At 69.1% G+C, this 23292-nt stretch carries 26 protein-coding genes; 19 read left to right on the plus strand and 7 right to left on the minus strand.

Going from position 1 to position 23292, the window contains the following annotated elements; translation table 11 throughout:
• Nucleotides 1-15 precede the first annotated feature (15 nt).
• The 4 genes from GPA03_RS05540 (at nt 16) to GPA03_RS05555 (ending at nt 3502) form a co-directional block, all read left to right on the plus strand.
• On the plus strand, nt 16-396 hold the full coding sequence (locus GPA03_RS05540; protein WP_156250915.1) for a hypothetical protein: 381 nt from the start codon (nt 16-18) through the stop codon (nt 394-396).
• Nucleotides 397-781: 385 nt separating this feature from the next.
• The gene (locus GPA03_RS05545; protein ID WP_156250916.1) at nt 782-1363 is read left to right on the plus strand and encodes a hypothetical protein; all 582 of its coding nucleotides are present in this window, start codon (nt 782-784) and stop codon (nt 1361-1363) included.
• Between the two features lie 610 nt (nt 1364-1973).
• Entirely contained in the window at nt 1974-2471 is a 498-nt protein-coding gene (locus GPA03_RS05550) for a SigE family RNA polymerase sigma factor (protein ID WP_156250917.1), read from the plus strand.
• A 176-nt stretch (nt 2472-2647) separates the two neighbouring features.
• A complete protein-coding gene (locus GPA03_RS05555) occupies nt 2648-3502 on the plus strand; it encodes a hypothetical protein (RefSeq protein ID WP_156250918.1) in 855 nt (284 codons plus the stop codon).
• A 449-nt stretch (nt 3503-3951) separates the two neighbouring features.
• Here the strand turns inward: GPA03_RS05555 and GPA03_RS05560 are convergent, their stop codons facing one another.
• The 3 genes from GPA03_RS05560 to GPA03_RS05570 are packed head-to-tail and all read right to left on the minus strand — an operon-like array spanning nt 3952 to nt 6845.
• On the minus strand, nt 3952-5352 hold the full coding sequence (locus tag GPA03_RS05560) for a hypothetical protein (protein WP_156250919.1): 1401 nt from the start codon (nt 5350-5352) through the stop codon (nt 3952-3954).
• Nucleotides 5349-5699, minus strand: a complete 351-nt coding sequence (locus GPA03_RS05565) for a helix-turn-helix domain-containing protein (RefSeq protein ID WP_156250920.1) — start codon at nt 5697-5699, stop codon at nt 5349-5351. The genes GPA03_RS05560 and GPA03_RS05565 overlap by 4 nt, the downstream gene beginning before the upstream one ends.
• Before the next feature lie 12 nt (nt 5700-5711).
• Entirely contained in the window at nt 5712-6845 is a 1134-nt protein-coding gene (locus GPA03_RS05570; protein WP_227453747.1) for a tyrosine-type recombinase/integrase, read from the minus strand.
• 91 nt (nt 6846-6936) lie between these two features.
• Here GPA03_RS05570 and GPA03_RS05575 point away from each other — a divergent pair, with 91 nt between their 5' ends.
• From GPA03_RS05575 to GPA03_RS05585, 3 genes are all read left to right on the plus strand, one after another.
• Nucleotides 6937-7779 (plus strand): ArdC-like ssDNA-binding domain-containing protein, encoded by an 843-nt coding sequence (locus GPA03_RS05575; RefSeq protein ID WP_156250921.1) that lies wholly within the window; start codon nt 6937-6939, stop codon nt 7777-7779.
• Between the two features lie 17 nt (nt 7780-7796).
• Nucleotides 7797-7982 (plus strand): hypothetical protein, encoded by a 186-nt coding sequence (locus tag GPA03_RS05580; protein ID WP_156250922.1) that lies wholly within the window; start codon nt 7797-7799, stop codon nt 7980-7982.
• Nucleotides 7983-8173: 191 nt separating this feature from the next.
• A complete protein-coding gene (locus tag GPA03_RS05585) occupies nt 8174-8629 on the plus strand; it encodes a hypothetical protein (protein WP_156250923.1) in 456 nt (151 codons plus the stop codon).
• A gap of 10 nt (nt 8630-8639) precedes the next feature.
• On the opposite strand, the gene GPA03_RS05590 is transcribed toward GPA03_RS05585, so the two are convergent.
• The 4 genes from GPA03_RS05590 to ligA form a co-directional block, all read right to left on the minus strand.
• A complete protein-coding gene (locus tag GPA03_RS05590; RefSeq protein ID WP_156250924.1) occupies nt 8640-9236 on the minus strand; it encodes a helix-turn-helix domain-containing protein in 597 nt (198 codons plus the stop codon).
• On the minus strand, nt 9229-9471 hold the full coding sequence (locus GPA03_RS05595) for a hypothetical protein (RefSeq protein ID WP_156250925.1): 243 nt from the start codon (nt 9469-9471) through the stop codon (nt 9229-9231). The genes GPA03_RS05590 and GPA03_RS05595 overlap by 8 nt, the downstream gene beginning before the upstream one ends.
• 64 nt (nt 9472-9535) lie before the next feature.
• Nucleotides 9536-10105 carry a hypothetical protein gene (locus tag GPA03_RS05600; protein WP_156250926.1) on the minus strand — a complete coding sequence of 190 codons (570 nt, stop codon included), beginning with the start codon at nt 10103-10105 and terminating at the stop codon, nt 9536-9538.
• A 91-nt stretch (nt 10106-10196) separates the two neighbouring features.
• Nucleotides 10197-12218, minus strand: coding sequence for an NAD-dependent DNA ligase LigA (gene ligA, locus GPA03_RS05605; protein WP_162458265.1), 2022 nt, complete (start codon nt 12216-12218; stop codon nt 10197-10199).
• Nucleotides 12219-13152: 934 nt separating this feature from the next.
• On the opposite strand from ligA, the gene GPA03_RS05610 reads away from it, so the two are divergent.
• The 12 genes from GPA03_RS05610 to GPA03_RS05665 all read left to right on the plus strand — a co-directional run bounded on the left by GPA03_RS05610 (nt 13153) and on the right by GPA03_RS05665 (nt 23278).
• Nucleotides 13153-13860 (plus strand): hypothetical protein, encoded by a 708-nt coding sequence (locus GPA03_RS05610; RefSeq protein WP_156250928.1) that lies wholly within the window; start codon nt 13153-13155, stop codon nt 13858-13860.
• A 64-nt stretch (nt 13861-13924) separates the two neighbouring features.
• The gene (locus tag GPA03_RS05615) at nt 13925-14653 is read left to right on the plus strand and encodes a hypothetical protein (RefSeq protein WP_156250929.1); all 729 of its coding nucleotides are present in this window, start codon (nt 13925-13927) and stop codon (nt 14651-14653) included.
• A 38-nt stretch (nt 14654-14691) separates the two neighbouring features.
• Nucleotides 14692-15126 carry a hypothetical protein gene (locus tag GPA03_RS05620; protein WP_156250930.1) on the plus strand — a complete coding sequence of 145 codons (435 nt, stop codon included), beginning with the start codon at nt 14692-14694 and terminating at the stop codon, nt 15124-15126.
• Nucleotides 15127-15196: 70 nt separating this feature from the next.
• Nucleotides 15197-16345 carry a Fic family protein gene (locus GPA03_RS05625; protein WP_156250931.1) on the plus strand — a complete coding sequence of 383 codons (1149 nt, stop codon included), beginning with the start codon at nt 15197-15199 and terminating at the stop codon, nt 16343-16345.
• Between the two features lie 19 nt (nt 16346-16364).
• Nucleotides 16365-16910, plus strand: coding sequence for a hypothetical protein (locus GPA03_RS05630; RefSeq protein ID WP_156250932.1), 546 nt, complete (start codon nt 16365-16367; stop codon nt 16908-16910).
• 24 nt (nt 16911-16934) lie between these two features.
• Nucleotides 16935-17759, plus strand: a complete 825-nt coding sequence (locus GPA03_RS05635) for a hypothetical protein (RefSeq protein ID WP_156250933.1) — start codon at nt 16935-16937, stop codon at nt 17757-17759.
• Between the two features lie 19 nt (nt 17760-17778).
• On the plus strand, nt 17779-18615 hold the full coding sequence (locus GPA03_RS05640; RefSeq protein WP_156250934.1) for a hypothetical protein: 837 nt from the start codon (nt 17779-17781) through the stop codon (nt 18613-18615).
• A 25-nt stretch (nt 18616-18640) separates the two neighbouring features.
• Nucleotides 18641-19396: a hypothetical protein gene (locus GPA03_RS05645; RefSeq protein WP_156250935.1), complete on the plus strand. Its 756-nt coding sequence runs from the start codon at nt 18641-18643 to the stop codon at nt 19394-19396.
• Nucleotides 19397-19473: 77 nt separating this feature from the next.
• Nucleotides 19474-19749: a hypothetical protein gene (locus tag GPA03_RS05650; protein ID WP_156250936.1), complete on the plus strand. Its 276-nt coding sequence runs from the start codon at nt 19474-19476 to the stop codon at nt 19747-19749.
• A gap of 36 nt (nt 19750-19785) precedes the next feature.
• Nucleotides 19786-20580 (plus strand): hypothetical protein, encoded by a 795-nt coding sequence (locus GPA03_RS05655; protein WP_156250937.1) that lies wholly within the window; start codon nt 19786-19788, stop codon nt 20578-20580.
• Between the two features lie 40 nt (nt 20581-20620).
• Entirely contained in the window at nt 20621-21574 is a 954-nt protein-coding gene (locus tag GPA03_RS05660) for a hypothetical protein (protein ID WP_156250938.1), read from the plus strand.
• Nucleotides 21575-21709: 135 nt separating this feature from the next.
• The gene (locus GPA03_RS05665; protein ID WP_156250939.1) at nt 21710-23278 is read left to right on the plus strand and encodes a BspA family leucine-rich repeat surface protein; all 1569 of its coding nucleotides are present in this window, start codon (nt 21710-21712) and stop codon (nt 23276-23278) included.
• Nucleotides 23279-23292 lie beyond the last annotated feature (14 nt).

The following is a 23292-nucleotide window of genomic DNA, read 5'->3' on the forward strand; positions in this document are numbered from 1 at the left end:
TGAGATGATGCTGCCGTGACTTCCAGCAGCTCAGTTCCGACCGCGGACACGGGCCTGAGCGTCCGCTGGCTGGCCGGCTTGGGGTTGGCTGCGTGCTGCCTCGTGTCAGGGCTACTCGCGCTCATCCCCTCAATGGCGTTGCTGATGGCGTCGATGACTATCTGGCGCCCGATCGCGGTGGTGGACTTCTTCGACGAGATCACAGCGCCCAGCGTCGCCGTGTTAGGGGTGCTGCTGCTGTTCGTAGCATTGGCGCCGGTAGTGATCGGCACTCTCGCACTGCGCCGCAAGGCCGGATGGCATCGTACTGTCGCGCCGGTAGCGACTGGTGTGATTGTCGCTGCTGGCTTGGTCACGATCTTCGCAACCGGGGCAATCTACTCGCCCCTGCCCTAGACGTGCGATCGCGCAAGTCAGGTCGGCCGCGTTCGCACTCCGCTGTCGCGAGGGCTGGGATGAAGTCGCACTCCACGATGATCAATGAGTATTGAACAGTCGGTCGCCTCAGACGCGGGCGGTCCAACGCGATGCTTGCCCACGTCTCCCCTTGACGGCGCACCGTGAGCGAGGCCACTATGTCCCTAGTTCTAGCCGAAGGGGGCGTACCGTGTGGCAGAGACTGGTCGTTTCAGCGTCAGTCGTTACGATTGCGACTGGTGCGATCGCGGGCATCGCGAACGCATCGACTGAGGCATTGATGCCGCCGGGAGAGGCTCCACCGGGCAGTCCTGCGGATGACTTGTCCAGCCAGTTGCTCGACGATCCTGCGTACGTTCTCGCTGTGACGGACCCGGTCGTGGACTCGCTTGCCTCGGACATGGTTGCTGCCGTGGAGTCGCTCGCCGACAGCGGCGGAGCCGTTGGATGGACACTCATCGACTCTGAGGACGTCGAGTTGGTGGGTGCTGCAGACCTCAGTGCCACAGGAACCGCTGGAACCGCGTTCGGCGCGTCGAGCGCGGGAGATCGCGAAGTCGATCCGCTCACTCCGGAGCAGATGAGCGAACTGGAGGAGGCCCTCGATCTGATCGAGATCGCCTCCGGCACTACCTACTACTGTGGCGCTGGGTCTTACAGATTCGCCTATACCCAGGCCTTCGATGACAACTGGTACGCTCTCTGCCGCTCGGGTGTCGGTACGCACACGATCTCGCCCAGCCTTCGCTCTGACAACCCTCCCACTGCGGTGTGCCCGTGGAACACGCGCGGAAACGTGTACTGGTGGGGCGGCGCGTATACACCCCGTTGGTCAACTGTCCGTGGTCCAGTCTCGACGAAGCAGCAGTGCTACTCGTTCGGCAACTACCAGGTCTACGTTAGCAAGATCAAGATTCTCAGTTGTACCGGAACCTGCCCGGTGTAGAACAGTGGCTTCAGGCATAAGAAATTAGCGCATCGTCGTTGGCAATGCGTACGCGCAGCATCTTCCAGAGTTTGTCGCTCACAACCACCAACGCGCCGGACGACACCCCACGGTCCTCGGAGTAACCGCCCCGGACGCGAAGGCAAGCCCGCTGCGCGGCTTGTCGTGGTTCGGTGAGGCTCTCGTTTGGACGAGCCGGCTGCCTGCTGACGACCGCGCCGGGCCGCGGCGATCCCCAGCTGGCATGCACTCGGACCAACTGGACGGGAGCCAGACCCAGGTTCTGCTCGTCAGGCACCCAGAGCGATTGCGCGTGAACCAGCGGTGGGTCCCGCGCCTATCGGGGTACGTACGGCTGGCTGGGTCGGCGCGCCGTGTGGACCCGACCTCAGGGGCCAGTCACAGTAGGTCGTGAGGCACCCGGGTGTGTGCCTTCAAGCATTGACGTGTAGCCGGGCTGGGCCTGCCGGTCTCAAGCGAGAGATTGGGCGATGTCGTTCTGATGTAACCGCCGGGGGGTTCGCCGCGTCTACACCTTCAAAGACCCACGTAGGCAGGCCGCCGACCCTCGGCCACGCAGACCGTGCAACCACTGAAGGAGTACTGATCTGTGAGTGAGAGTTCGGAGCTCGACTTCGAGGAGTTCGCACGCGCGGCGACGCCTGATCTAGCACGGTTGGCGTGGGCGCGGACGCTCGATTGGTCGGACAGCGAGGACCTGGTGCAGGAGACGCTAGCCCGGATGCTGCTTCACTGGAACCGGATCACAGGTGCGGACCACATGCGGTACGCGCGTCGTGTGCTCATGAACCTACGCGTCGACATGTGGCGGCGACGACGGCACGAAGAACTCGTCGACGCGGTTCCTGATCGTCCCCAGGGACACGTCAGCGACGACGTCGAGGCCCGGCTGGTGCTCGCCGAGATGCTGAGGCCGCTATCTCAGAAGCAACGAAGTATCGTCGCGCTCCGCTACTTGCTGGGACTCAGCGTGGCGGACACCGCTCAGGAACTGGGAATCAGCGAGAGCGCTGTCAAGGTTGCTGCCCACCGCGCCCTCAAACGCATGCAGGAACGCTGGAACAGTCACGAAAGGATTGGACAGTGACACACGATCTGGAGAATGAACTGCAGGAACTATGGCTTCGGGCGGACCTCCCCACCGCACAGATGACTACGACTGATCCAGTGCGTCGACGCGCTAGAGCTCTTCAGCGAAGGCGAAGCGGGCTGATCCTCGGAGCCGCGCTCGCCTCGACTCTCCTAGTCGTCGCAGGAGTTCTGGTGGCAGGGAACGTGCTCTTCACATCACCCATGCCGCCTGCCGACTCTCCTTCGGACAGTGCAAGCGAATCGGGCGATCCGGAAACGGAAGCTCCGAGCGCTCAAGTCACCCCTCCCAACGGCTTCGCAGACCTCTCCTCGCCGCAAGCGTTCACGATGGTCCCGGGCGAGGGCTGGTGGAACATGACCGCCACCGAAACCAGCTTCGACGATCCCCGCCAACTGGAGAACCCCGACACGATCCTCATCGCAGGCTGGGTCGACACCGTCGTGGAGGGCTACGACCGGGATCTGACCACCGGCCGCATCACGGTCGTCGCCGCAAGCGACCTTCCGCGAGTTCCGATCGACCCGAGTTGGCCCGAAGAATGGATCATTGTCGACGCGACCTCGTTCGACCTCCTAGACACGCTCGTCGGCATGGGCGCCCCCGGCGACACACCGGAGACACCCGTTGGATTCGAGCCCGTTCCGGACGCAGATGCGGCCGCCTTCGAGAACCTTGGCTCCCCGGTAGGGCTGACAACCGAGAGCGTACTGACCGACGGCGACATCATCGGCGTCACGGCCCTGGACAGTGAAGGAAACGGCTTCGCGCTCAGGTTCGACACAACGGACGCACAGGCGTGGTTCTCGGGCGACTCAGGCGATGTCGTGAACGGACCCGACGCCTTCGAGCTGCGGGTAGCCCAGCCCGACAATCTGGAGGAGCTCTCGCTCACTGGCATCGACTTCTCAGGGGAGTGTGGCTTCGTGATCAGCGGCCGGGCGAGCACGCCGGATACCGAGCTCATCGCTCAGTACATAGTGGAAGAGCTTCCAACGCACGTCGCCAGCCTCTGCGAAGAGCGATGACTAGGTGGTGTTCTTCTTCGGGAGGTTGCGAACGCCGGGAGTGAGCGAAGAGCTCCGGGACGATGTGGGTAACCACTCGCCGTGGCCACCGCCGGAGGCGGGGTGATCGCCTTGAACCGACGCCAAGAAGGATCACCTATCCGCCGGACACGGAGACCAGCTGCCCCCACAGGGGAGTCTTCTGTCCACTCAAAGGGAGGTCGCTGTCCCAGGACACTGAGCAGCGCGCTCGGTTGCGTGAGTTCGTCACGGCTGAGTACGCGCGTGGTCGGTCGCTCCGCGGGCTCGGGGAGCTCTCGCGTTGGTCGCCGCGCCGGTCGCCGAACCCCTTCGAGCAGCTCGCGTCGTTCGTCGGCCAGTACCATGCCGATGGGTCGCAGCTCGACACGATCCGCGGTCCGCTTGCTCTGGATCCACCGACTCCGCGACTGGGTCGTGTTTGCTTCGGCTTACGTCGACAACGGGTCGGCGGCATAGTTCGCCCAGGAGCCGCTGGCTTTCGCGCTGAGGCGGACGATGGTTTGTGGATGGAGGCCAAGGACGCCGGAGAGCATCGCGGGTGGGATCTCTCGGGTGAGTTGTTCGGAGGCGGCCAGGCGCAGTTGCCGTGGCCGGATGCCCAGGGATCTACGCAGTCGGCTTGCGAGGGCGTTCGCGGTGATGTGCTTTCCGGCGTGGCTGCCAGGGAACAGCCATCGGGTTGGGAGGTTCTCGGCTGTGCCGTGGCGGCGGCGGACTGGGAGGCTGCGGATCACGGTCGCGAACGGCTCAGGTAGTTCGAGTGCATCGGTGCCGAGCGTCAGGCTCGTGCCGGTCTGCGTGATCGTGACATCGTCGATCGTGAGCGCGACGACGCGGTTCAAGGGTTGCGCGTAGAGCACGATGAGCGCGGCAGCAATCCGGTCCGCGGGATCAAGAGAATCCTCGGTGACCAGCCGGCGTGCGATCTGCCAACGTTGTTCGGAGTCCATCGGGGCGACGGGTTGTCCGACGTAGGCGCGCGGGAGCTCGACCTGTTGTGGCAGTTGGCGGCTCTGCCTGGCCCAGGACAGGAACGGTCGAACGACGTGCCGGATTGCTCCGTGGCCGGCGAACCACGAGTCGATATCGTGCTGGGTCGTCTCGCCCAGGTGTCGTCCAGCTTCTTGCAGGGTGGTGAGAAAGGCGACGACCTGCTCGATCTGGCGGGTGGCGTTTCGTGCGCTGGTGTCGACCCGCCGTTGCTCGTGCTGGGCCCGTACCCTGGGCAGGACCTTCCAGTTCACCCACCGCGTCGTGATCCGCCGGTGTTCGAGATCGAGTGAGGTGAGCAGGTCCGGAACGCGGGTCTCGAGGCGGCGCAAGCTCCGGTGCGGGTCGGGCGCGAGGAGCCTGGTGGCGACCAGCAGAGCGCGCAGGTGTTCTGCTGCTCGACGTTGCGGGAACTGGTCGAGCGTGTCGTGGCTGAGCGGAATACGGCCGGTGTCGAGGTCCTGCAGCAGCTCGCGGGTACGGGCCAGCCAGCGGCGCGTCGTGAGGGGCTCCGCGGCAAGGATCGACTCGCGCAGCGGGGCCAGGACACCATCCCCGGCAAGCACACGGTCGAGGTCCCGACGCAGTGCGCAGGCGTTGCAGACCCTGGACCCGTCAACGCCGACGAGAGGAACGTCGCACGGTCCGCAGTCCTGGCAGCGCTTCCGCGCCAGCTCACGACACCAACGACAACAATCGTCATGGTCGAGCAGCCGGTTGGGCTTCCCGCATCTGGCGCAGTTGCCTCGGTCTCGTCCGATGCCCTTGCCGCAACTCCAGCACAGCCCACGTCCCTTCATGGCGGTGCGGTCGCAGAGCTGACAGATCTGTTCGGTCACTTGGCGTGTGAGACCTCCGCTCGCCGCGGAGTGCGGGCGGTGACCTTCGCGGAGACCCGCGCGGGTTTCCCGCCGGTGCCGGTCGCTTTCGCGGCAGCAGTCTCGGCGACGGGCTCGATCAGGTCGTTCGGGGTGCAACTGAGGATGTCGCAGAGCGCGGTCAGAGTGCGCAGGCTCAACCGTTCCGGGGTGCCGGTGACTAGCCGGTATACCTGCGCCTCGGAGAGTTGGACACCACGCTCGGCAAGCAACGGGACGAGCATCGTGGTGGCGAACATCTCCTGCTCAGCCATCAGCCGGCGCAGGTGCCATCGGTATCCCAGACGGCGCTGGGGGGTGCGTGCCATCGTGTCGCTCCTCTAGTCGCGGTTCAAGGTCTCGGGATGGAAAGCGCGGTCAAGAGCTTGCCGCAGGGCTCGGTTCTTGTAGTCGGCCCCGACGCTGGTGTAGATCGCGGTCGTCGATCCCCAGGAGTGCCCGAGCTGCTGTTGCACGAACAGGTGGTCGAAGCCGTCCTCGAGCAGATGCGTCGCGAACGAGTGGCGCAGGCAGTGAGGGCCGAGATTGCGGTCCAGTCCGATCGCGTCTCGATACTCGGAGAACCGCCGCGAGATCGCGTCGGTGCCGACGACGGCACGGCGCTCGGTCGGCCACAACGCGGTGCCCGTGGCGTCGTAGAGCGGCCGCACCTCCTCTACCCACTCAGCGAGGGCCTCCGCCGCCCAGCCCATGGTCGTCAACACGGTGCGACGGCGCGGCGGGCTGCCCCGCATCGCCTTCCCATAGCGAACAGCCAGCGCCCCGTACCGGCCGAACTCGGGAGCCGCGGCATTCGCCGACCAGTCGACAATCTCCAGCTTCGCCGCTTCGCGGCGCCGTAGCCCCCAGGCGTAGATCGTCTTGAACAGCGCCGCATCGCGGAACGTCGCCAACCATCCCTTCCGGCCCCGCGCCCGCACCTGGCCAACCCGCTGATCGCAGTAGTCAAAGAACGCCTGTAGCTCATCACGCGACAGCGGCCGGTTCCCTGGCCGCCCCTCATAGTCGGTACGGTGGATGACGGTGTTCCACTCGTGGAATATTTGAACCGGCACGTCCCCGAAGTGTCGTTCGCACACCTCGTGCCACTGGTAGCGAGCATCGGACAGATACCCGCAGAACAGCGCGACCGCCATCTGGTAATTCCGCACCGTCGAATGCGCCAAACCCGCCGAGACCATCTCCGCCGTCCACGCCTCGACATCGCCCGGCGTCCAGCGCCACGGGTAATCGTTCGTGAACGAGACGAACCGGCGAACCGTGAGCAACCGCCGCTCGATCGTCAATCCAGACAACATCCGCGACCGCTGCTGCAACTCCCAGCCCTCCAGCATTGCCGTCAACACCGTCTCCTCCGCGGCGAACAGCGCCACCCCAGGCATCAGCAACCGGGCGGCAGGGTCACCCGGCGCGCGCTGCGACCGCCCCTCCGCCGAACCATCCACATCCCGCATCGACACCCGATGACACTATCATGCATCAGATGCAGGATGCACACCGGCGGCAGACCTCGCTCTAAGCTCCGAGCCGCTTCATCCCGGGCTCGTGCCCGACGACGCGGGTCCCCGTGACTACGCGGCATCGCTCGGGTCTCCACCCCCTGAATCCTGCATCGGATGCAATTCCCCGGCCTTCTTCACCAACCAGCTGCTGATCGCCGCCCAGCGGCCCGACGCCACCCAGGTGGCCGGGTACCGCAAGTGGGAGGAGATGGGCCGGCAGGTCATGAAGGGTGAGAAGGGCATCGCGATCCTGGCCCCGAGGAAGGTCCGCGTCACCGTCACCGACGCCGCCGGCAACCCTGTGCGGGACGAGAAGGGCAAGCCGAAGAAGGAGCTCAAGGTCGTCGGATTCACCACCGCGACGGTCTTCGACGTGTCCCAGACCGACGGCGACCCGCTGCCCGAGCTCAAGGACGACCTGACCGCTGAGCCGCCCGCCGGGTACATCGAGGACCTGGAGAAGGCCATCACCGGCCGCGGGTTCACCGTCTCCTACGAGGCGGACCTGCCCGGCAGCGCCCGCGGCTACAGCTCCCCCGAGGGCAAGGTGGTGGTGCGTGAGTCGCTGTCGCCCGCCATGCGTGCCAAGGTCCTGGCCCACGAGCTCGGCCACATCGCCGCCGGCCACCTGGACGAGCTCGAGGAGTACCATACCGGTCACGGCGGCCAGCGCGGCCGCATGGAGGTGGAGGCGGAGTCGATCGCCTACACCCTGTGCCGCGCCAACGGCATGAGCACCGAGGTCGGTGACATCTCCGGCACCTACGTCGCCGGGTGGGCCACCGCCGCCGAGCCCGATGCCGTCAAGGCCGCGGCGCAGAAGGTCTCCAAGACCGTCGCGACGCTGCTCGGCGAGGGCGACTGGACCAACGCCGAGAGCATCTGAGCAACGAGGAGGTGGCCGTGCAGGCCGACACCAGCATCGAGGTCATCGAGCACGTCGACGGACTCGTGTACGTCTTCACCAGCGAGAGCGACCACGAGCAGTGGGCCCTGACCGGTCAGCCGACCTGGGCGCGGACCCGGCCAGCAACCGCGGCCGAGCTGATCGAGGCGATGCTGGACGCGCCCGAGGTGACCAGCCTCTGAACCGTTCGGCGTCCCGCCCCGTTCACAGTGCGAGGCGTTCGGCGACGCGGACTCAGCACCATGCACTAGCCGCCTCTTCCGCCATGAGCCACCGGGAGGCAGCAGTGCCAACCCGCGAGCGGCGCTCTGCGGGCCGAATCTGTGGACGTGTTCGACCTGTCGTCTGCGACCGAGTACGGCACACTCCTCCCATGACCGAGCTGCCGAACTCCGGTGTCCTCCGAACCGGACAAACCGCGGACCGCTACGTGGAGGTGGGTGTGCCGACGCTGGCCGCCGACGAGACATGCCTGAGGCTTGACGGTGAGATAGCGGCGGCCGGTGGCGGTACGACCCAGGTGCGGTTCGAGATCGGTCGTGAGGACCTCGACCAGTTGATCCGTCAGCTCGCGAACGAGGAGGACCTCGCCTCTGGCCTGTCTGTGCAGCAGGTCCTGCGTCTCGCTGCCGTCGTGCTGGAGTCCGCGCGGCAGAAGGCCGCGAACCTCGCAGAGGCGGCGCAGGAGGTGCTCGACCTACGAGTCGCCGAGGACCCCACCCGTGACCGTGACAGCCTCGGATACACGCCCGAGGGACGCCTCAGGCTGGCGATCGAGACCGTCGCAACTGAGGTTCTGGAGCCGCCAGACGTCTCCGCCGAGGGGTAGGCGGCCGGGGTCAGCTAGGCCGAGCGGCAATGCTGTTCAGCCACCGCAGCACCGCGACAGCAGTCTTGCGCCTGACTGGTAGCCCGGCGCGTACGCGGCGGGCGGTGCAGAAAGACAGTCCGGCGCCGTCGCGGATGTCACTGGGCCGGTGTGCCTCCAGCCGTTGCGCCAGCCACGGGTAGGCACGCGGGGCGGGCCCGTCCCGGTCCCCGAGGCGTTCGTGCACGATGCGCACGGCCTGCTCGGTCTGCTCGGTGACCCCGTTGGTCAGGTTGGACGGCATCAGGGTGGAGTGGGACAGCCCCGCCATGTCGGCGATCGCGTGGACCGGCCAGTGCCGGTCGATGAGCTCGTGGAGCCGCGCCACTGTCGGGCCGGGGTCGACAACCCGCGCCGACGGGCCGGGAGTACCGTGCAGCTGCATGAGCGCGTGCGCAGTGCCGGCGTACAGGGATGGCCGCTGTCCGGCCAGGACCGAGCGGACGGTCCGTTCGCTGACACCGGCACGCTCGGCGATCCACTCGGCGGTGGCACCCTGAGCGACGTACCGCTGCAGGTGGGCGCGCACGGACGCGGCGGGCACCCCGCGGGGCTTGCTCTCAGTCACGGCGGACCGGCTGGATGTCGATGGTGCCGTCGACGTCCTTGCGGGCACCCCAGGTGGCGGTGCGGACCTTGCCGGTGAACTCCCTGATCTGCACGTGCCCGGTCTGCGACATCGTCACCAGTGCGGGCAGGTCCTGCCGGGCGACGTCACGGTTCGGGTACGCAGCGAGCACCGGGTGGTAGTCGTGCACAGCAGGGTCGACGACCACGTAGACGGGCGATCGGTCCAGCGGCATGACTGCAACATGTGCGGCAAGCACCCGGTTCCGGTCAGCATCCAGGCGTCACCGTGGGGTGCGGTCAGCTGCGCAGCAGCCGCCTCAGCAACCCCCGCAACCCACCGCGCTGCTGCTGCTCGGCGGGCTCCCGCCCGGCACGGTGTTCCGCGACCCGGCGGTCAAGGTCCGCGAGGTCGCCGTCGCGGTGCTCGACCTGGAAGTAGCCCGCGCCGAGGTCGCGCTCAGCCTTCCGTAGGTGAGCCTGCGCGTCGGCGGGGTCGGGTAGCCCGGTGACAGTGATGCCGTGCTCAGTGATACCGCGCTCGGTGGCGACCTTCGCCCAGAAGTCGACACCGGACCCCTTGACCGGGGTGCTGTGCCAGGCGGTACACCCGGGGAACCCGGCAGCCAGCGCCCGGACCATCTCGGTGCCCCACCCGCGGTAGCCGGAGTGGTTCTTCACCGACAGCACGTACGGGACACCGTCGGGGGTGATCTTGAAGTCGAGCGCGACGTCGTCGCGGGTGTAGGGCGCGTACTGCTCGGCAGGCACGATCTGCCAGTGCTCGCCGTGCGCGCTGGGGCGGAGCGTAAGCCGGGGCGAGTGCGTCTCGATGCGTTGCTGGACCTCTGGAGGTAGCGGTTGGGTCATGGGTGGCGCCTGCCTTCCTCGAGTCCTACCTCCAGTATGTGCGGCATCGGCTGAGCTGATGCCGTTGCAGGCGCGGGGGCCGGGGGCGGGGTCAGCCGACCATGTCCAGGAACTCCGCCGGGGTGACGATGCGGACCCCGAGCTTGGTGGCCCTGGTGTACTTGCTCGAGGTGGACGGCTCGGAGACCAGCAGGCTGGTGGTGGCCGAGACCGAGGAGGAAGCCCGCCCGCCCTTGGCCTCGATGAGCTCGGCGACCGTGGTGCGGGTGTAGCCGGGGACCGACCCCGACACCACGACGCTCATGCCCGCCAGCGGAAGGTCAGCGGCGTCAGCGGACGGGGCGGCGGCGCCGAGGGTGACCCCGGCGGCGCGCAGCGCGTCCACCGCGTGAGGGCGCTGCTCGGTGCCGTCCAGCAGCCGGGCGCGAAGCTCGTCGTAGATGACCTGGGCCTTGACCTCGCCGATGCCGTCGACGGCGGCCAGGTCGGCCACGCTCGCGGCCAGCAGGTCCTCCACGCTGCCGAACGCGGCGGCCAGCCGGCGCGACATGGTGCGTCCGGTCATCCGCAACCCGAGGGCGGTGATGACACGCGCCCACGGGGCGGTGCGGGCCTTGTCGAGCTCGGCGAGGATCTTGGTCGCGTTCTTCTCCCCCAGGCGGCGGGCCTTGGCCAGCGGCAGGTCGGCCAGGTCGGTCAGCGTGAGGTTCCACAGGTCGGGCAGCCGGGTCACCAGACCGGTCTCGACGAGCGCATCGACAACCTCGGTCCCCATGCCCTCGACGTCCAGGGCGTCCCGGGAGACGGCGTAGCGCAGCGTCGCGCCGACGGACAGCGACGGGTCGACCGAACGCCACAGCAGGGTGGACTTGTCCCACTCCCCGCCGTTGGGGTCGGTCGCGGGCGGGGTCCACGGGGCGGAGTCAGCGGGCCGGGCGCCGGTGTCGACGGAGACCACGTAGGGGATGACGTCGTTGGCGCGCTTGATGGTGACGGTGTCGCCGACGCGGACGTCCCGCTCGAGCACCCAGGCGACGTTGTGGCCGGTGGCGAAGGTGACGGTGGTGCCGCCGACGAACACCGGCTCGACCTCGATGCGGATCGCCAGACGTCCGGTGCGGCCGACGGCGGTGGTGATGGCGACGACCTTGGTGACGGCGGCCTCGGCCTCGTACTTGTAGGCCACGGCCCACCTCGGTGCCCGGTCGCCCTCGCCGAGACGCATGCGGTCGGCGGCGGCGTCAGCCTTGAGGACGATGCCGTCGATGGGGAACCCGATGTTGTCGCGGGCGGCGTCCAGCGCCTCGACCTGGGCCAGCACGTCGGCGAGGTTCTCGCGCCCAGAGGGAACCGTGTGCAGCATGCCCAGCAGCAGCCCGGCGGCGGTGGCGATGTCGGCGTGGGAGAGGACCTGCAGGGTCTCGTCGTAGAGACCGGAGGTGGGTGGGTTGGTCAGCTCGGCCCCGTAGGCGGCGAAGGAGAGGATGTCGGCGTAGGCGGTGTCGCCCTTGCGAAGGATGCCGGCGGCGGCGTTGCGGGAGTTCACGAACGCGGCTCCACCCAGGCCCTGCCGGACGGTCTGGGCGTGCAGGAAGTCGGCGTCGGCGCAGTAGACCTCGCCGCGGACCTCTCGGATGCCGTAGGCGGGGTCGATGCGGCTGGGCAGGCCCTGGATGCGCAGGTTGCGCGCGGCGCGGGTGATGTCGTCGCCGGTGCTGCCATCGCCCCGGGTGGCGACCAAGGCCAGGTACCCGTCGGTGTCGTACTGGGCGCGGATGGCCAGGCCGTCGAGCTTCGGTTCGATGGCGACCGGCCCGGGGATGCCGGTGACGAACGCGGTGACGGCGTCCAGGCCGACGACCTTGTCCAGGGAGCCCATGCGGGTGGGGTGGGTGACCTCGCCTCCGGTGGACTGGCCGGCGGCGACCTGGGTGAGCAGGTCGTCGTAGCGACCGGTCACGGCGGGGTCGGTGGCGATCGCGGTGCGGAGCTGCTCGAGGCCGTCGTCGTAGGCGGCGTCGGTCATCAGCTCCTCGGTGCCGTCGTAGTAGGCGGCCGCGGCGGCGCGCAGGGTCGAAGCGAGCTGGTCGAGCTGGGTCATCGTCGTCGTCACTCTTCCATGATGTGCGGCAGCGACCCGTTCTCGGCACCTGGGCACGCGGTCGCGGGTGTGCGGGGGCGGTGCTCGAAGGCGCGGGTGCGAGCTGGCGGCGGGTACGCACGAACCATCACGATTCATACAGGCGTTCGAGTCTCGCTGTTCGGACGAGGGGTGGTCTTCACGTCTGCGCGGGCGCGCACGCGTATGTGCGCGCACATGTGCGCGGGCGCGCGCAGACGTTGGGACCCTCCCTCCGACCGCGGGCTGGACCCCGGATCGGCACCCGCGACGGGCCGGATCGGCCGGTTTCGACGGTCTCGACGGACTTCCAGCTCCGTTGCTCCGTCGGGCAGATGAGCGTTTGCGCAGGTCAGAGGGGGTGGACGGAGAAACGGACGGACGGAGCAGCTTTCAGGGGTCCCTATAGGGGACTGTGTGTGTGCAAAACTCTGCGGCACCACTTCCCCCTGGAGTCGGCCTGGCTGGGAAGTTTGCACACACAGTCCCCTATACGCGATCCCCTCTAGTTACTCCGTTTCTCCGTTCAAGTAGGAAGAAGTACCTCCTATAGGCCTCTGACCTGCAGCTTTGCACTCAGGACCCGACGGAGTTGGGGTCTGGAAAAGTCCGTCGTACTCCGTCGGCTCCCCCACCGAGACGGCGTTCTCGCAGGTCAGAGCCCTATGACAGCTCCATACGCAAGTCCGTCGGCACCCAGGTCCAAGCCCCTCGGCCCGGTGGACGCCGGGCCCGCTGGCCGCTCGGTCGACTGGGTTCGCGCCGCATGGACGATCGATGAAGCGGCGACCTGTCGGGACTTCCGACAGGTTCGGACCGAGGGCACACGGAGGGTCACCCGGGTCCTGCCCACTCGAACCCGCAAGAAATCCTTGCAGGTTCGTACCGAGGGTGCCGCGGCGTAGCCGCACCCGCACATCTACCGGGCATGACCGACACCGCAGCCCGCTCCCGTCAGCCTCAGGGCGTCACCACCGGGGGGCAGTTCGCCACCGAGCCCAGGTCCGAGACCGGCGTCACCCTCAATGCCGCGTCCCCGACCCGGGTTCGGGTCGATATCAATGCCACCGCGCACTTCTCGTCGGACTACATGCGTCCGCTGCCGTCGTTGCCCGCCTCGCTCGGAGAGCCGGAGCTGTCCTACGACCGGGACCCGGAGTCCGATGACATCACTCTCAGCGTCACCACCGACCTGACCGGCGCGGTCCTGTTCTGGGGCGATGGCGACACCTTCAAGGACGGCCTGTACGACGGGGAGAGCATCTCCTCGAACGAGCGTGACGCTCTCATCGCCTATGGCACCGCCTTGCGCACGAACGTTGACGTGCTGCAGTTCGAGGTCGACGCCCAGGCCAGGAAGGCCGTGGAGTCCGAGGTGCTTGCCGTAGCGACCGGCTCCCGCCCGCAGATGGACGACACAACGCCTGCTGACAACGGCGCCCGACGCGCCGATCGGGTCATGCGCGCCTGGGTGGACGAGGTGGACGAGGAGCCGGAGACCGCGCTGCAGGACGCCTTCACCGACCTGCTGCACTTTGCCAGCTCCCGCGGCATCGACCCTGAGGTTGCGCTCGGCAAGGCGTTCGCGATGGCCGCCGAGGAGCGCGAGGAGCAGGCCGCTCTGACCGAGGACTGAGCCGGAGGTCTCGTGGACGGGCGGACCTGACCGGGTACGTCCCGTTCCGCACATCTACCAGAGCATGACCACCTCCTTCGATGAGTCCCAGGTCCGCCGCGTCCAGCAGGGCGTGACCGCCGGCGGCCAGTTCACCGCCCAGCCCAGGCCCGAGGCCGGCGTCTCGCTCGACGCGCCGGGGCCCGCCACGGTCCGGCTGGACGTGCACGCCGCAGTCCTGCTCGACCGCGCTTTCGTCGAGGATGCGCTGCCCTTCCCGAAGTGCCTGGGTGAGCCGACGCTGGACTTCTACCGCGATTCGGAGACCGGCAAGCTGACGCTCGAGGTCTGGACCGACCGCTTGGGCTTGGTCGAGTTCGTGCGCGACCACGATGGCGGCGTCTACGTCCAGTTCCAGGACGCCGACACCGAGCAGGACCTGGACGAGGATGACTTCGACGCCCTGATCGCCTACGGCGAGACGATGTGCGGCAACGTCGACGGCATCGCATTTCTCATCGAGCACCAGAGCACGGGGGCGGTGCGCGACCAGGTTCTGGCGATCGCGGCCGGCACCCAGAAGGTCGGGAGCGAGGAGTCGGTCAGCGAGAGCGCCACCCGGGCGAACCGGGTGCTGCGCGCGTGGGTTGATCGTGTCGAGGAGGACCCCGCGGCCGCAGTCACCGACGCCCTGGTGGATCTGGTGCACTTCGCTCGCGCCCGCGACCTGGACCTGGCCAGTTTGCTGGGGGACGCGGCGTTCCTCGCTGACGACCAGCAGGCCAGGGAGGCCAGCACCGCCAAGGCGTCCTGACCCGCACACCCGGACCGGTTGCCGCACATCCAGCACTCATGAGCACGACGCAGCAGCTGCAGCTGGCGCACGAGGTCCTGGACGAGATCGCCGACCTGGTCGCCTCCCACCCGGCAGCCTCCTACGGCGACCCGGTGCCCGGCGCCGAACGAACCATCACCTCCCCTGCCGCAGTGCGGGTCAGTACCCGGGTGGTGCAGCCGTTCGTCAGCCGCCACATCACCTGCGCGCTGCTAGCACTCCTGGACGCCGGCGCGGCTGACCCGTGGCGCGAGGCGGTCTACGTCGATCTGGACCAGGGCAACCAGCGTGTGACGTTTCTCGAGCAGACCCGCTCCGGCGCGATGCTCACCCTGGCGGAATGCCCGCTGCCGGTCCGCTACGACGAGAACGGCGAGCCGCTGCCGGTGGCGGCGCGCCTGGCCCGCGAGATCGTCGCCTACGCCCGATTCCTGCACGACCAGGCTGCCTGAGGTGCAGCTAATCAAACAACTCCACCCCGCTGCCATCGGTTGTGCGCATTACTGAAAGCAAGGAGGCGCCGTGTTCTCGGTTGTGACCGTGCCGGCTGTGACAGGCGAGCCGCAGGTGTGGACCTCGACCCGCACCGGGCTGCAGGCGCCGTACCTGGCCGCTGTGGTCGCGCCGCTGGCCGGTATCGAGCTCGACCTGCCCACCGTGGTGACCGCGCGCCTGTGCCATGCCAGCGTCACGCTCGCCCGGGCGACTGCGCGCAGTGTCCTGCACCGGCCGTTGGCCCTGGCCGAGGCGATGGCCTCCTCCCGCATCGAGGGCGTCGTGGCCGACGCGCTCGACGTCGGCCTGACCCAGCTCGGTCGCCGCACCGGACCCGCAGCGCGGCTGACCGCAGCCGCCGCGACAGCCACCGACATCGCCGCCGGCGCGGTCGCCCCCTTGGACGACCTGGCTCTGACCTGCCACCTGGCGCTGCTCGGGACCGACCCGGCCTGGGCCGGGCGTGCCGGAGTTTGGCGCACCCAGCAGGTCTGGATCGGGCGCCCCGGCAGCACCCCGGCCACCGCGGCGTTCGTCCCACCGCGCGCCGCCCACGTCCCGGCCGCGATGTCTGACCTGGCCCGGTTCGCCGACCGTGACGACATCCCCGCGCTGGCCCTGGCCGCGCTCGTGCACGCCCAGCTGGAGACCATCCACCCGTTCGGGGACGGCAACGGCCGGGTCGGCCGCGCCCTGGTCCAGACCACCCTGGCCCGCGCCGGCATCATCGGCCCCGGGCCGGTACCGCTGTCGGTCGGGCTGCTTGCCGACGCGGGCGGCTACATCGAGGCGCTGCGCGCGTTCCGCGACGGCGACGTCACCCCGATCGTGGATGCCTTCACGCAGGCGGCGGCCAGTGCCGCGGCCACCATCGAGCACCTCGAGCCGGACCTGACCGCCCACCTGGACGCCGCCCGCGACCGGCTCACCGCAACGGTCCGTCCGCAGGCGGCCGCCTGGCGGGTGCTGGACCTGCTGCCGGAGCACCCCGTGCTGGACGCCCCGACGGTGCGGCGCCTGACCGGCCTGACCGGAGCAGCACCGCACCGGGCCCTGGACCAGCTGGCACGCGCCGGTGTGCTGACCGAGGTCACCGCGTCCGCCCGCAACCGGGTGTGGGTCCACGACGGGGTGCTGGCTAGCATCGAGCGTGCCGTCGCGGTGCATAGGTGGTGACGCCGCACATACGGACCTCATGACCATGACCCGCGCCGAGGCGTTACGGGCTGCGCTACGCACCCTGGACCAAGACCCGACCGCTGCGGCGGCCCTGCTGCGCGAGCTCGCGCCGCTGAGCGTCGCGACCATCGGCTCGGCGGTCTGGACGCAGGCGCGGAAGTCGCTGGAGGTTCTCGGCGGCTGCGGCTGCACCGAGGTCAGCCTCGGCGAGGACCCCTACGCCCAGGAGCTGCACACGGCCGCCCGAGATGCCATCGAGTACGTCGGCACCGGCGAGGTCCGCCAGCTGGACGGCACCGTGGTCCCGGTCATGGTGGTCCGCGGCGCCGGCCACGACGAAGACCTGCTGTGCGAGGTCGCCGTCCACCATGCCGTCGGCACTCCCCTGCCGCCCTGGCGCCACTTTGGCTACGGCTGGCGGGTCCGCACCGGCTACTACGACACGCTGCCCGAGGGCACCGAGGTGCTCACCGACGACATCGCGATGTGGTTCGAGCACACCGTGTACCGGCCCCGGTTCGACGACGGCGAGCAGCTGACCCTGCTCCGGCTGGCCGACTGAGCAGCGCCGCACATCTACCCGGGTATGAGTGACACGACCCGCAACCGTCAGCCCGCCGGCCTCACCACCGGTGGCCAGTTCGCCACCGAGCCCAAGACTGAGACCGGCCTGCTCCTGACCGGGCCCGACCCGCAGGACACTGCGGTCGCCACCAGCGCCGTGGCACTGGCCGAAGCGCTGGGCACGAACATCGAGAACGTCACGATCGAGCGGCTCCCGCTGGCCGTCGACCTTGCAGGCCCGGGCGGACAGCTCGTGCGTGTGAGCGCACCCGACGGGGACACCACGGTGCAGCTGAGCTTCCGGGCACGCGCCGACGGCGACGCCTTTGACCTGGACGCTCGCGCGGAGTGGGAGACCCCCGAGCTGGAGGACAGCGGGTACAAGGGTGACGCCACCCACAGCACCTACGACCCGCACCGCACCGCGGACCCGGACACCATCAACGCCCTGGTCGCCGACATCACCCGTCAGGCTCGAGTGCAGCGCGCCTTCGACACGGTGCTGAACAACCCGCAGATGGACGCCCTGCCGGCCAGCCGCGCACCGTATGAGGTCGTGCGCGTCCAGGTGTTCGTGGTCGAGGGCCGCACCTACCTCGAGGTCACCGACGGTGGCACGCCCCGCCCGCGGCCGGTCCGGCTGCGCGTGGAGGACTCCGGCATCGTCGCGGCCCGGGTGCGCACCGACTACGGCGACATCACCGTCACCGACCCTCAGGAGCTGGACCGTGTGCTGCAGCGCCTGGGCGAACAGCTGTCCGGGTCGCTGGGTCGACAGCTGCCTCAGCAGCCCGGCCGTTCGCGCCTGGAGTCGCTGCTCGCCGAGGGGTTCGGCCGGGTCGGCTGACCCGCACATCTACCAGGTCATGACCAACTTCGAGGAGTCCCAGGTCCGCCGCGTCCAGCAGGGCGTCTCTACCGGCGGCCAGTTCGCCAGCCAGCCCAGGGCCGAGTCCCCGGTCACCCTGGCTGAACACGGCGGGCCGCTGGACGCCACGCAGCTGGAGGCCGCCAAGGCCGGCCTGTGGGCGGCCGCGATGGACGAGGACGCCCTCTCGGTCTACGGCGAGGAGGACGAGGACGGGTACCTGGAGTGCCTGCGCTGCGGCTTCTTGATCCCCACCGGTGAGCTGGAGGCGCACGCAGAGAACAACCACGCCCCGCTGACCGCCGACGCCGTCGACCGTGCTGACCGCGCCAGCGTCGAGGCCGCATTCGAGCAGTGGCTGACCGGCCACGCCGAGCAGGTCAAGGCGCTCCTGGACACCGATGTCGGTGACGCCGACCCCGCCGCGGTCCTGGGTGGGTCCTGGTGGCAGCACCACACCCGGCAGCGGTCCTTCGGCGACTTGCTCCGCGACGACCCCGCCTACGTTGACGCCGAGCTGGAACGCCGGCTCGTCAACGCCGAGGACGACCGTGACGCCACCGTCCTCGACATCCTGGCCGAACGGGCCAAGGCCGCCGATGGCGCCTGGCGGGCGACGTACGGCATGGCCTACGCCAAGCTGCACGACGGCCGTTCCACCGCCCGCACCTACGCGCAGGCCGCCGACACCGAGAACCGTGCCCGGGCGGCCCAGGACGCGGCCGAACGTGCGCTGCGCCGCGCCCGAGCGCTCCTGGCTCTGCACGAGTCCACCGGGGCGCGCGACCGGTGGCTGACCGTCGAGGGCGAGTCCCTGGTCGTGCAGGACTGCTGAGGCGGCACCGCACATCTACCAAGACATGACCACCTTCGATGAGTCCCAGGTCCGCCGCGTCCAGCACGGTGTCTCCACCGGCGGCCAGTTCGCCACCCAGCCCAAGGCCGAGTCCGGCGTCGAGCTCGCGGCCGTGCCGCAGCCGCTCGCCGAGGGCACTCAGGCCGCCATCCGCAACCCGTGGGACAGCAACGGCTCGTGGCTGCACGGCCAGGTGACGTACGACGTTCCGGGCTTCCCGGACAAGATCGGCATCCGCCTGCCGGCCGCCGACACCGTCTACGTCACAGACCCGGCCGACATCCTGGCCGACGTCGACCCGTGGGAGTACGACGGCGACGACGTCGACACCCTGGCCCAGGCGTTCAGCTGGAGCGCGAAGGACTGGGAGAGCTACCACGACAGCCGCGAGGCGCGCGAGCAGGAGCAGGCCTTCGAGGCCGGCAAGTCCGAGGCGACCGAGCTCGAGCACCCCGCCGGAGCCGGCACCGTCCAGACCTGGGTCGGCGATGACGGCGTGCCGGTGTTCCAGATCGACAGCAACGCCACCGGCCGCATCCGGGTGAACCTCAACGATGCCCCGGTCTGGGACGGCGACCCCGAGACCGACGAGTCAGCCTCGGCGAAGCTGGAGAAGATCGAGGAGCTGCTGGCCGGCTACGAGCCGTTCACCTCGAGCGCGGACAGGCTCTCTGTGTTCGACGACGATGACGCCCACCGCGCCCACCTGGAGACCGCAGCCGCGAAGCTCGATGCACTCGTCAAGGCCATGCGCTCCTGAGCCGACACCGGACCTCCCCAACCGCGCGCGCCGCACCTCATCGCCTAGGGGTGCGGCGCGCCGCACATCCACCAGGCATGTGCTTCCCCGACACCCACCGCAAGGACGCCGACGAGCGGCTCGCCGAGGTCACCCAGCTGACCGCCCCGCAGGCGCTGGCGGGGGTGCGTGAGCTGATGGAGGGCTATCAGCCCTACCCCGTCCTGGCCGACACCGAGGACCCCGATGAGCTCGAGCGCCGCGGCGCCGACTTCGAGGACTACCTGCAGGACGCCGCCGGCCGCGTCGACGCCATCTATCGCCTGCTCGCCGCGGCGGCAGGCACGGGCACTCCCACAACGATGGCTGCCTGAACCCGCACATCCGCCACCCGCATCCTGGAGACCCCTGTGAGCAACGACACCTGGGAGAGCGGCACCATCACGCTGCCGCCGCAGGAGTTCGATCGGGTGCACGCCGCGGTGCTCGCGGTCGAGCGCAGCGTCAAGGAGCGGGTCCGCGCGCAGAGCCAAGAGTTCTGGCGCGGCCTGACCCGCAAGCAGCGCACCGACCCCGAGGCGTACCGACATGCAGTCCGCGAGCACTACCAAGCCACGCTCAAGCAGGTGAACGAGCTCTCGAACACCCCGGCCCGACCCGGTTCCTCCCCGACGCAGTGGGCGCAGTCCGATGAGCTGCAGGACGACGCGGACGCCCTGGGCGACCTCCTGCTGCGCGTCGGCTATGACAAGCCGCGCCGCGTCCTGGTCACCGACCTGCCCCTGCCGACCGCTCGCACCATGGTGCTCCCCGTGGACTCCGGCGCCACGATCACCTTCGACCGCAAGGCGTCAACCGTCCGATGGGACTCCGGATGGGGCAACAACCAGGCGGAGGTGGCCCGTCGCGTCCGCGGCGCCCGCGCCCTGTTCGCCGCCCTGCGCCAGGTCCGCTGGGCGCCAGGCACCGGGGGCGTCATCACCGGCAACGACGAGTACAGCCAGCGTGAGCTGCGCCGCGAGGACTACGCAATCGCCGGATACGGTCCGCTCGGCTCAAGTGACCCGCACGCCGCTCACCTGACCCCGCACTGGAAGCCCGCGACCGGGTTCTACAGCGGCGCCCAGGGTCGGGTTCCGTCAGGGGTGTCCACCGGCGGTCAGTTCGCGCACCGCTCGCGCAGCGAGAGCGACGTGCGTCTCTGACCCGCCTCGGCCGCCCCGGGGACCCGCACATGTACCCGGCATGACCGACATCTGCGCCCGCAACCGTCAGCCCGCCGGCATCACCGCCGGCGGCCAGTTCGCCACCGAGCCCAAGACCGAGACCACCGTCACACTCGGCAACGCACCGCGCACGGTCCTGAGCGACGCCCACGTGCTCGATGCCATCACCGCCCAGCTCGGCACCGCCGAGGAGTGGCACACCGGCGATGACCTGTCCGACATCGCCGACCTCGTCGCCCGCACCGGTCGCCCCCACCCCGGAGACTCCGGCGACGGCCAGGATTACGCCGCGCAGCTCGACGCCTGGAAGAACGCCCACCCCAGCCCCGAGGACGTCAACGGCGCCCGCGACTGGGTGAGCGTCAACGCGATCGCCGCAGAGCTGGGCTGGGCGAGCGAGTGGTATCCCGAGCACACCGAGTACGTCGCGGACCTGATCGCCGGCAGCGACCGCCCGCACCCAGGCACGGACCGCACGCTGCGCGAGTTCGACCAGGCGATGGCAGCCTCGCGCCGCCGGCGCGGCCTCGAGACCGACTCCCCGGCCGGCACCCGCGCGGTCGCCGAGGAGGCCGGGCTGCCGGTCGTGCACGAGGTGCTGTCTGTCGTGGCGGCGCGCGAGGGGGTCGAGCGGGCCCGGTTCGACACCGTGACGCCGGAGGACGTCACCCGCTGGTACGAGCAGCACCTGGCCCCGGCCGCGGACCGCATGGCCGAGATCGTCGCCGACGTCGAACCGCACGAGGACCACCCCTGGCTCTGCGAGGAGGACGACGCGTGGCAGCACGTGCGCAACTGCGCACGCGAGGCCGGCCTCCCGGTGGTCGCCGAGGTCATCTGGCTGCGGTACGACTCCGGTGACCTCGACGAGAGCGACCTGGCGGCGCTGACACCCGACCTCGTCACCGACATCTACGGGGGCCACGCGGCCCCGGCGGTGGATGCGATCGAGGCGGAGCTGCTGAGCCGCTGACGTCCCGCGCACCGGCACCTGACGTGCCGCCGCACGATAGACACAATCGTTCCGCCAGGGAAACCATTGTGTCTATGCCGGTGCCGACACCCCTTTGACAGCCCAGGCGCGACGGTCCCGCACATCTACCGCGTTATGGGACGTCTCACGCGCGCACTGCCGGCCCGGAGCCGGGGTTTCACCCTGGTGGAGCTGTTGGTGACCATCGTCATCATCGGGATCGTGGCCGCGATCGCGGTGCCGTTCTTCATGAACCAGCGCGACAAGGGCCACGACGCGGCGGTGAGGTCCGACCTCAAGAACGCCGCCACCCTCGCGGCAGCCAACTACGACCCAGCCGGGCTGGGGTACGCCAACGAGCAGGTGTTCACCGACCGCAACGGTGAGCTCCGCAGCAATGGCGGCACCTACGTCGGGTTCGCCGATACCGACTCGTTCGTCCTGTACGGCCAGTCCCGCTCGGGCCGCCTGTTCACGCTCACCTCCGCCGACGGTGGCGTGCCCGTTGCGGTCGCGGCCGGCACCTCCGACGCCAGCAACCTGGTGCTTGCGACCGCGGGACTGGGTGCCCCGCTCGCCGCCGGCGGCGACATCCTGAACCTGCCCGGGCTGACCGACACCCCGCCGCCGGGTATCGAGCGCCCCTATGCGGCGATCACCTGGGGCGAGGGCGACAGCGGGCAGGAGCGTGCCTCCGAGTTCTTCCCCGGCGACGGTCCCGCACCCGGCGACGGCGACGGGGACGGCGGCGGCATCGTGATTCCGACCTCCTCCACGTTGGTCTACGACATGTCCCTGGCCGGCTGCACGGCCGCCACTTCACGCACCCTCTATGTCCCGGCGTTCGGGTCGGACTACGCCATCGACTGGGGCGACGGCACAGTCACCGAGGACGTCAACACCCACACCTACGCCGAGGCCGGCCGGTACACCGTCACCCTGACCGGAACCATCGAGCGGTTCGGACTGGACTGGTCGGGCGCCCACACGAGCTACCTGCTGGCTGCGGCGTGCCTGGCTGAGGCTTCCTACAGCGCCCCGGCCCACGAGACGATCAGCATGCGAGGCGGCTTCGCCTTCGCGACGAACCTGACGGACGTCGACGCCCTCGACACCACCGGGGTCGTGGATCTCGGTGGCCTGTTCTACTGCGCGGCGAAGTTCAACGGCCCGCTCGACCTGGACACCTCCGCCGTCACGGACATGTCGAAGATGTTCGAGCAGGCGGAGGCCTTCAACCAGCCGGTCGACTTCGACACCTCGAACGTGACGGACATGACCAACATGTTCTACTACGCGCGGGCGTTCAACCAGCCGGTCGAGTTCGATACCTCCAGCGTCACCAGCATGAGCGGCATGTTCTTCTACGCGCGGGCGTTCAACCAGCCGTTGAACTGGAACACCGAGAACGTCACGAACATGTCCTCCATGTTCTACGAGGCGAGGGTCTTCAACCAGCCACTGCTCTTCGACACCGGGAACGTGACGGACTTCTCCCACATGTTCCGATACACCCCGGTGTTCAACCAGCCACTGGCCTGGGACACCGCGAACGGGACGTCCTTCGATCACATGTTCAGGGGTGCGGCAGCTTTCAACCAGGACATCTCGTCCTGGAGCACCGCGTCCGCGCCGACCAAGCCCGCGAGCTTCAACGATGGCTCTGCACTGCTGACCAGCAACTTGCCTCCAGCCTGGCGCTGACCGCTGCGGCGCCC

It is taken from the genome of Pseudactinotalea terrae (assembly GCF_009733845.1).
GTDB classification, from domain to species: domain Bacteria; phylum Actinomycetota; class Actinomycetes; order Actinomycetales; family Beutenbergiaceae; genus Pseudactinotalea; species Pseudactinotalea terrae.

What these genes read in the sequence shown, in the direction of transcription:
- GPA03_RS05610 (WP_156250928.1), top strand. Translation starts at nt 13,153, where the DNA reads ATGACCGACACCGCAGCCCGCTCCCGTCAGCCTCAGGGCGTCACCACC.
- GPA03_RS05635 (WP_156250933.1), top strand. Translation starts at nt 16,935, where the DNA reads ATGAGTGACACGACCCGCAACCGTCAGCCCGCCGGCCTCACCACCGGT.
- GPA03_RS05600 (WP_156250926.1), bottom strand. Translation starts at nt 10,105, where the DNA reads ATGACCCAACCGCTACCTCCAGAGGTCCAGCAACGCATCGAGACGCAC.
- GPA03_RS05570 (WP_227453747.1), bottom strand. Translation starts at nt 6,845, where the DNA reads ATGCGGGATGTGGATGGTTCGGCGGAGGGGCGGTCGCAGCGCGCGCCG.
- GPA03_RS05630 (WP_156250932.1), top strand. Translation starts at nt 16,365, where the DNA reads ATGACCATGACCCGCGCCGAGGCGTTACGGGCTGCGCTACGCACCCTG.
- GPA03_RS05650 (WP_156250936.1), top strand. Translation starts at nt 19,474, where the DNA reads ATGTGCTTCCCCGACACCCACCGCAAGGACGCCGACGAGCGGCTCGCC.
- GPA03_RS05620 (WP_156250930.1), top strand. Translation starts at nt 14,692, where the DNA reads ATGAGCACGACGCAGCAGCTGCAGCTGGCGCACGAGGTCCTGGACGAG.
- GPA03_RS05660 (WP_156250938.1), top strand. Translation starts at nt 20,621, where the DNA reads ATGACCGACATCTGCGCCCGCAACCGTCAGCCCGCCGGCATCACCGCC.
- GPA03_RS05615 (WP_156250929.1), top strand. Translation starts at nt 13,925, where the DNA reads ATGACCACCTCCTTCGATGAGTCCCAGGTCCGCCGCGTCCAGCAGGGC.
- GPA03_RS05595 (WP_156250925.1), bottom strand. Translation starts at nt 9,471, where the DNA reads ATGCCGCTGGACCGATCGCCCGTCTACGTGGTCGTCGACCCTGCTGTG.
- GPA03_RS05665 (WP_156250939.1), top strand. Translation starts at nt 21,710, where the DNA reads ATGGGACGTCTCACGCGCGCACTGCCGGCCCGGAGCCGGGGTTTCACC.
- GPA03_RS05645 (WP_156250935.1), top strand. Translation starts at nt 18,641, where the DNA reads ATGACCACCTTCGATGAGTCCCAGGTCCGCCGCGTCCAGCACGGTGTC.
- GPA03_RS05640 (WP_156250934.1), top strand. Translation starts at nt 17,779, where the DNA reads ATGACCAACTTCGAGGAGTCCCAGGTCCGCCGCGTCCAGCAGGGCGTC.
- GPA03_RS05585 (WP_156250923.1), top strand. Translation starts at nt 8,174, where the DNA reads ATGACCGAGCTGCCGAACTCCGGTGTCCTCCGAACCGGACAAACCGCG.
- GPA03_RS05565 (WP_156250920.1), bottom strand. Translation starts at nt 5,699, where the DNA reads ATGGCACGCACCCCCCAGCGCCGTCTGGGATACCGATGGCACCTGCGC.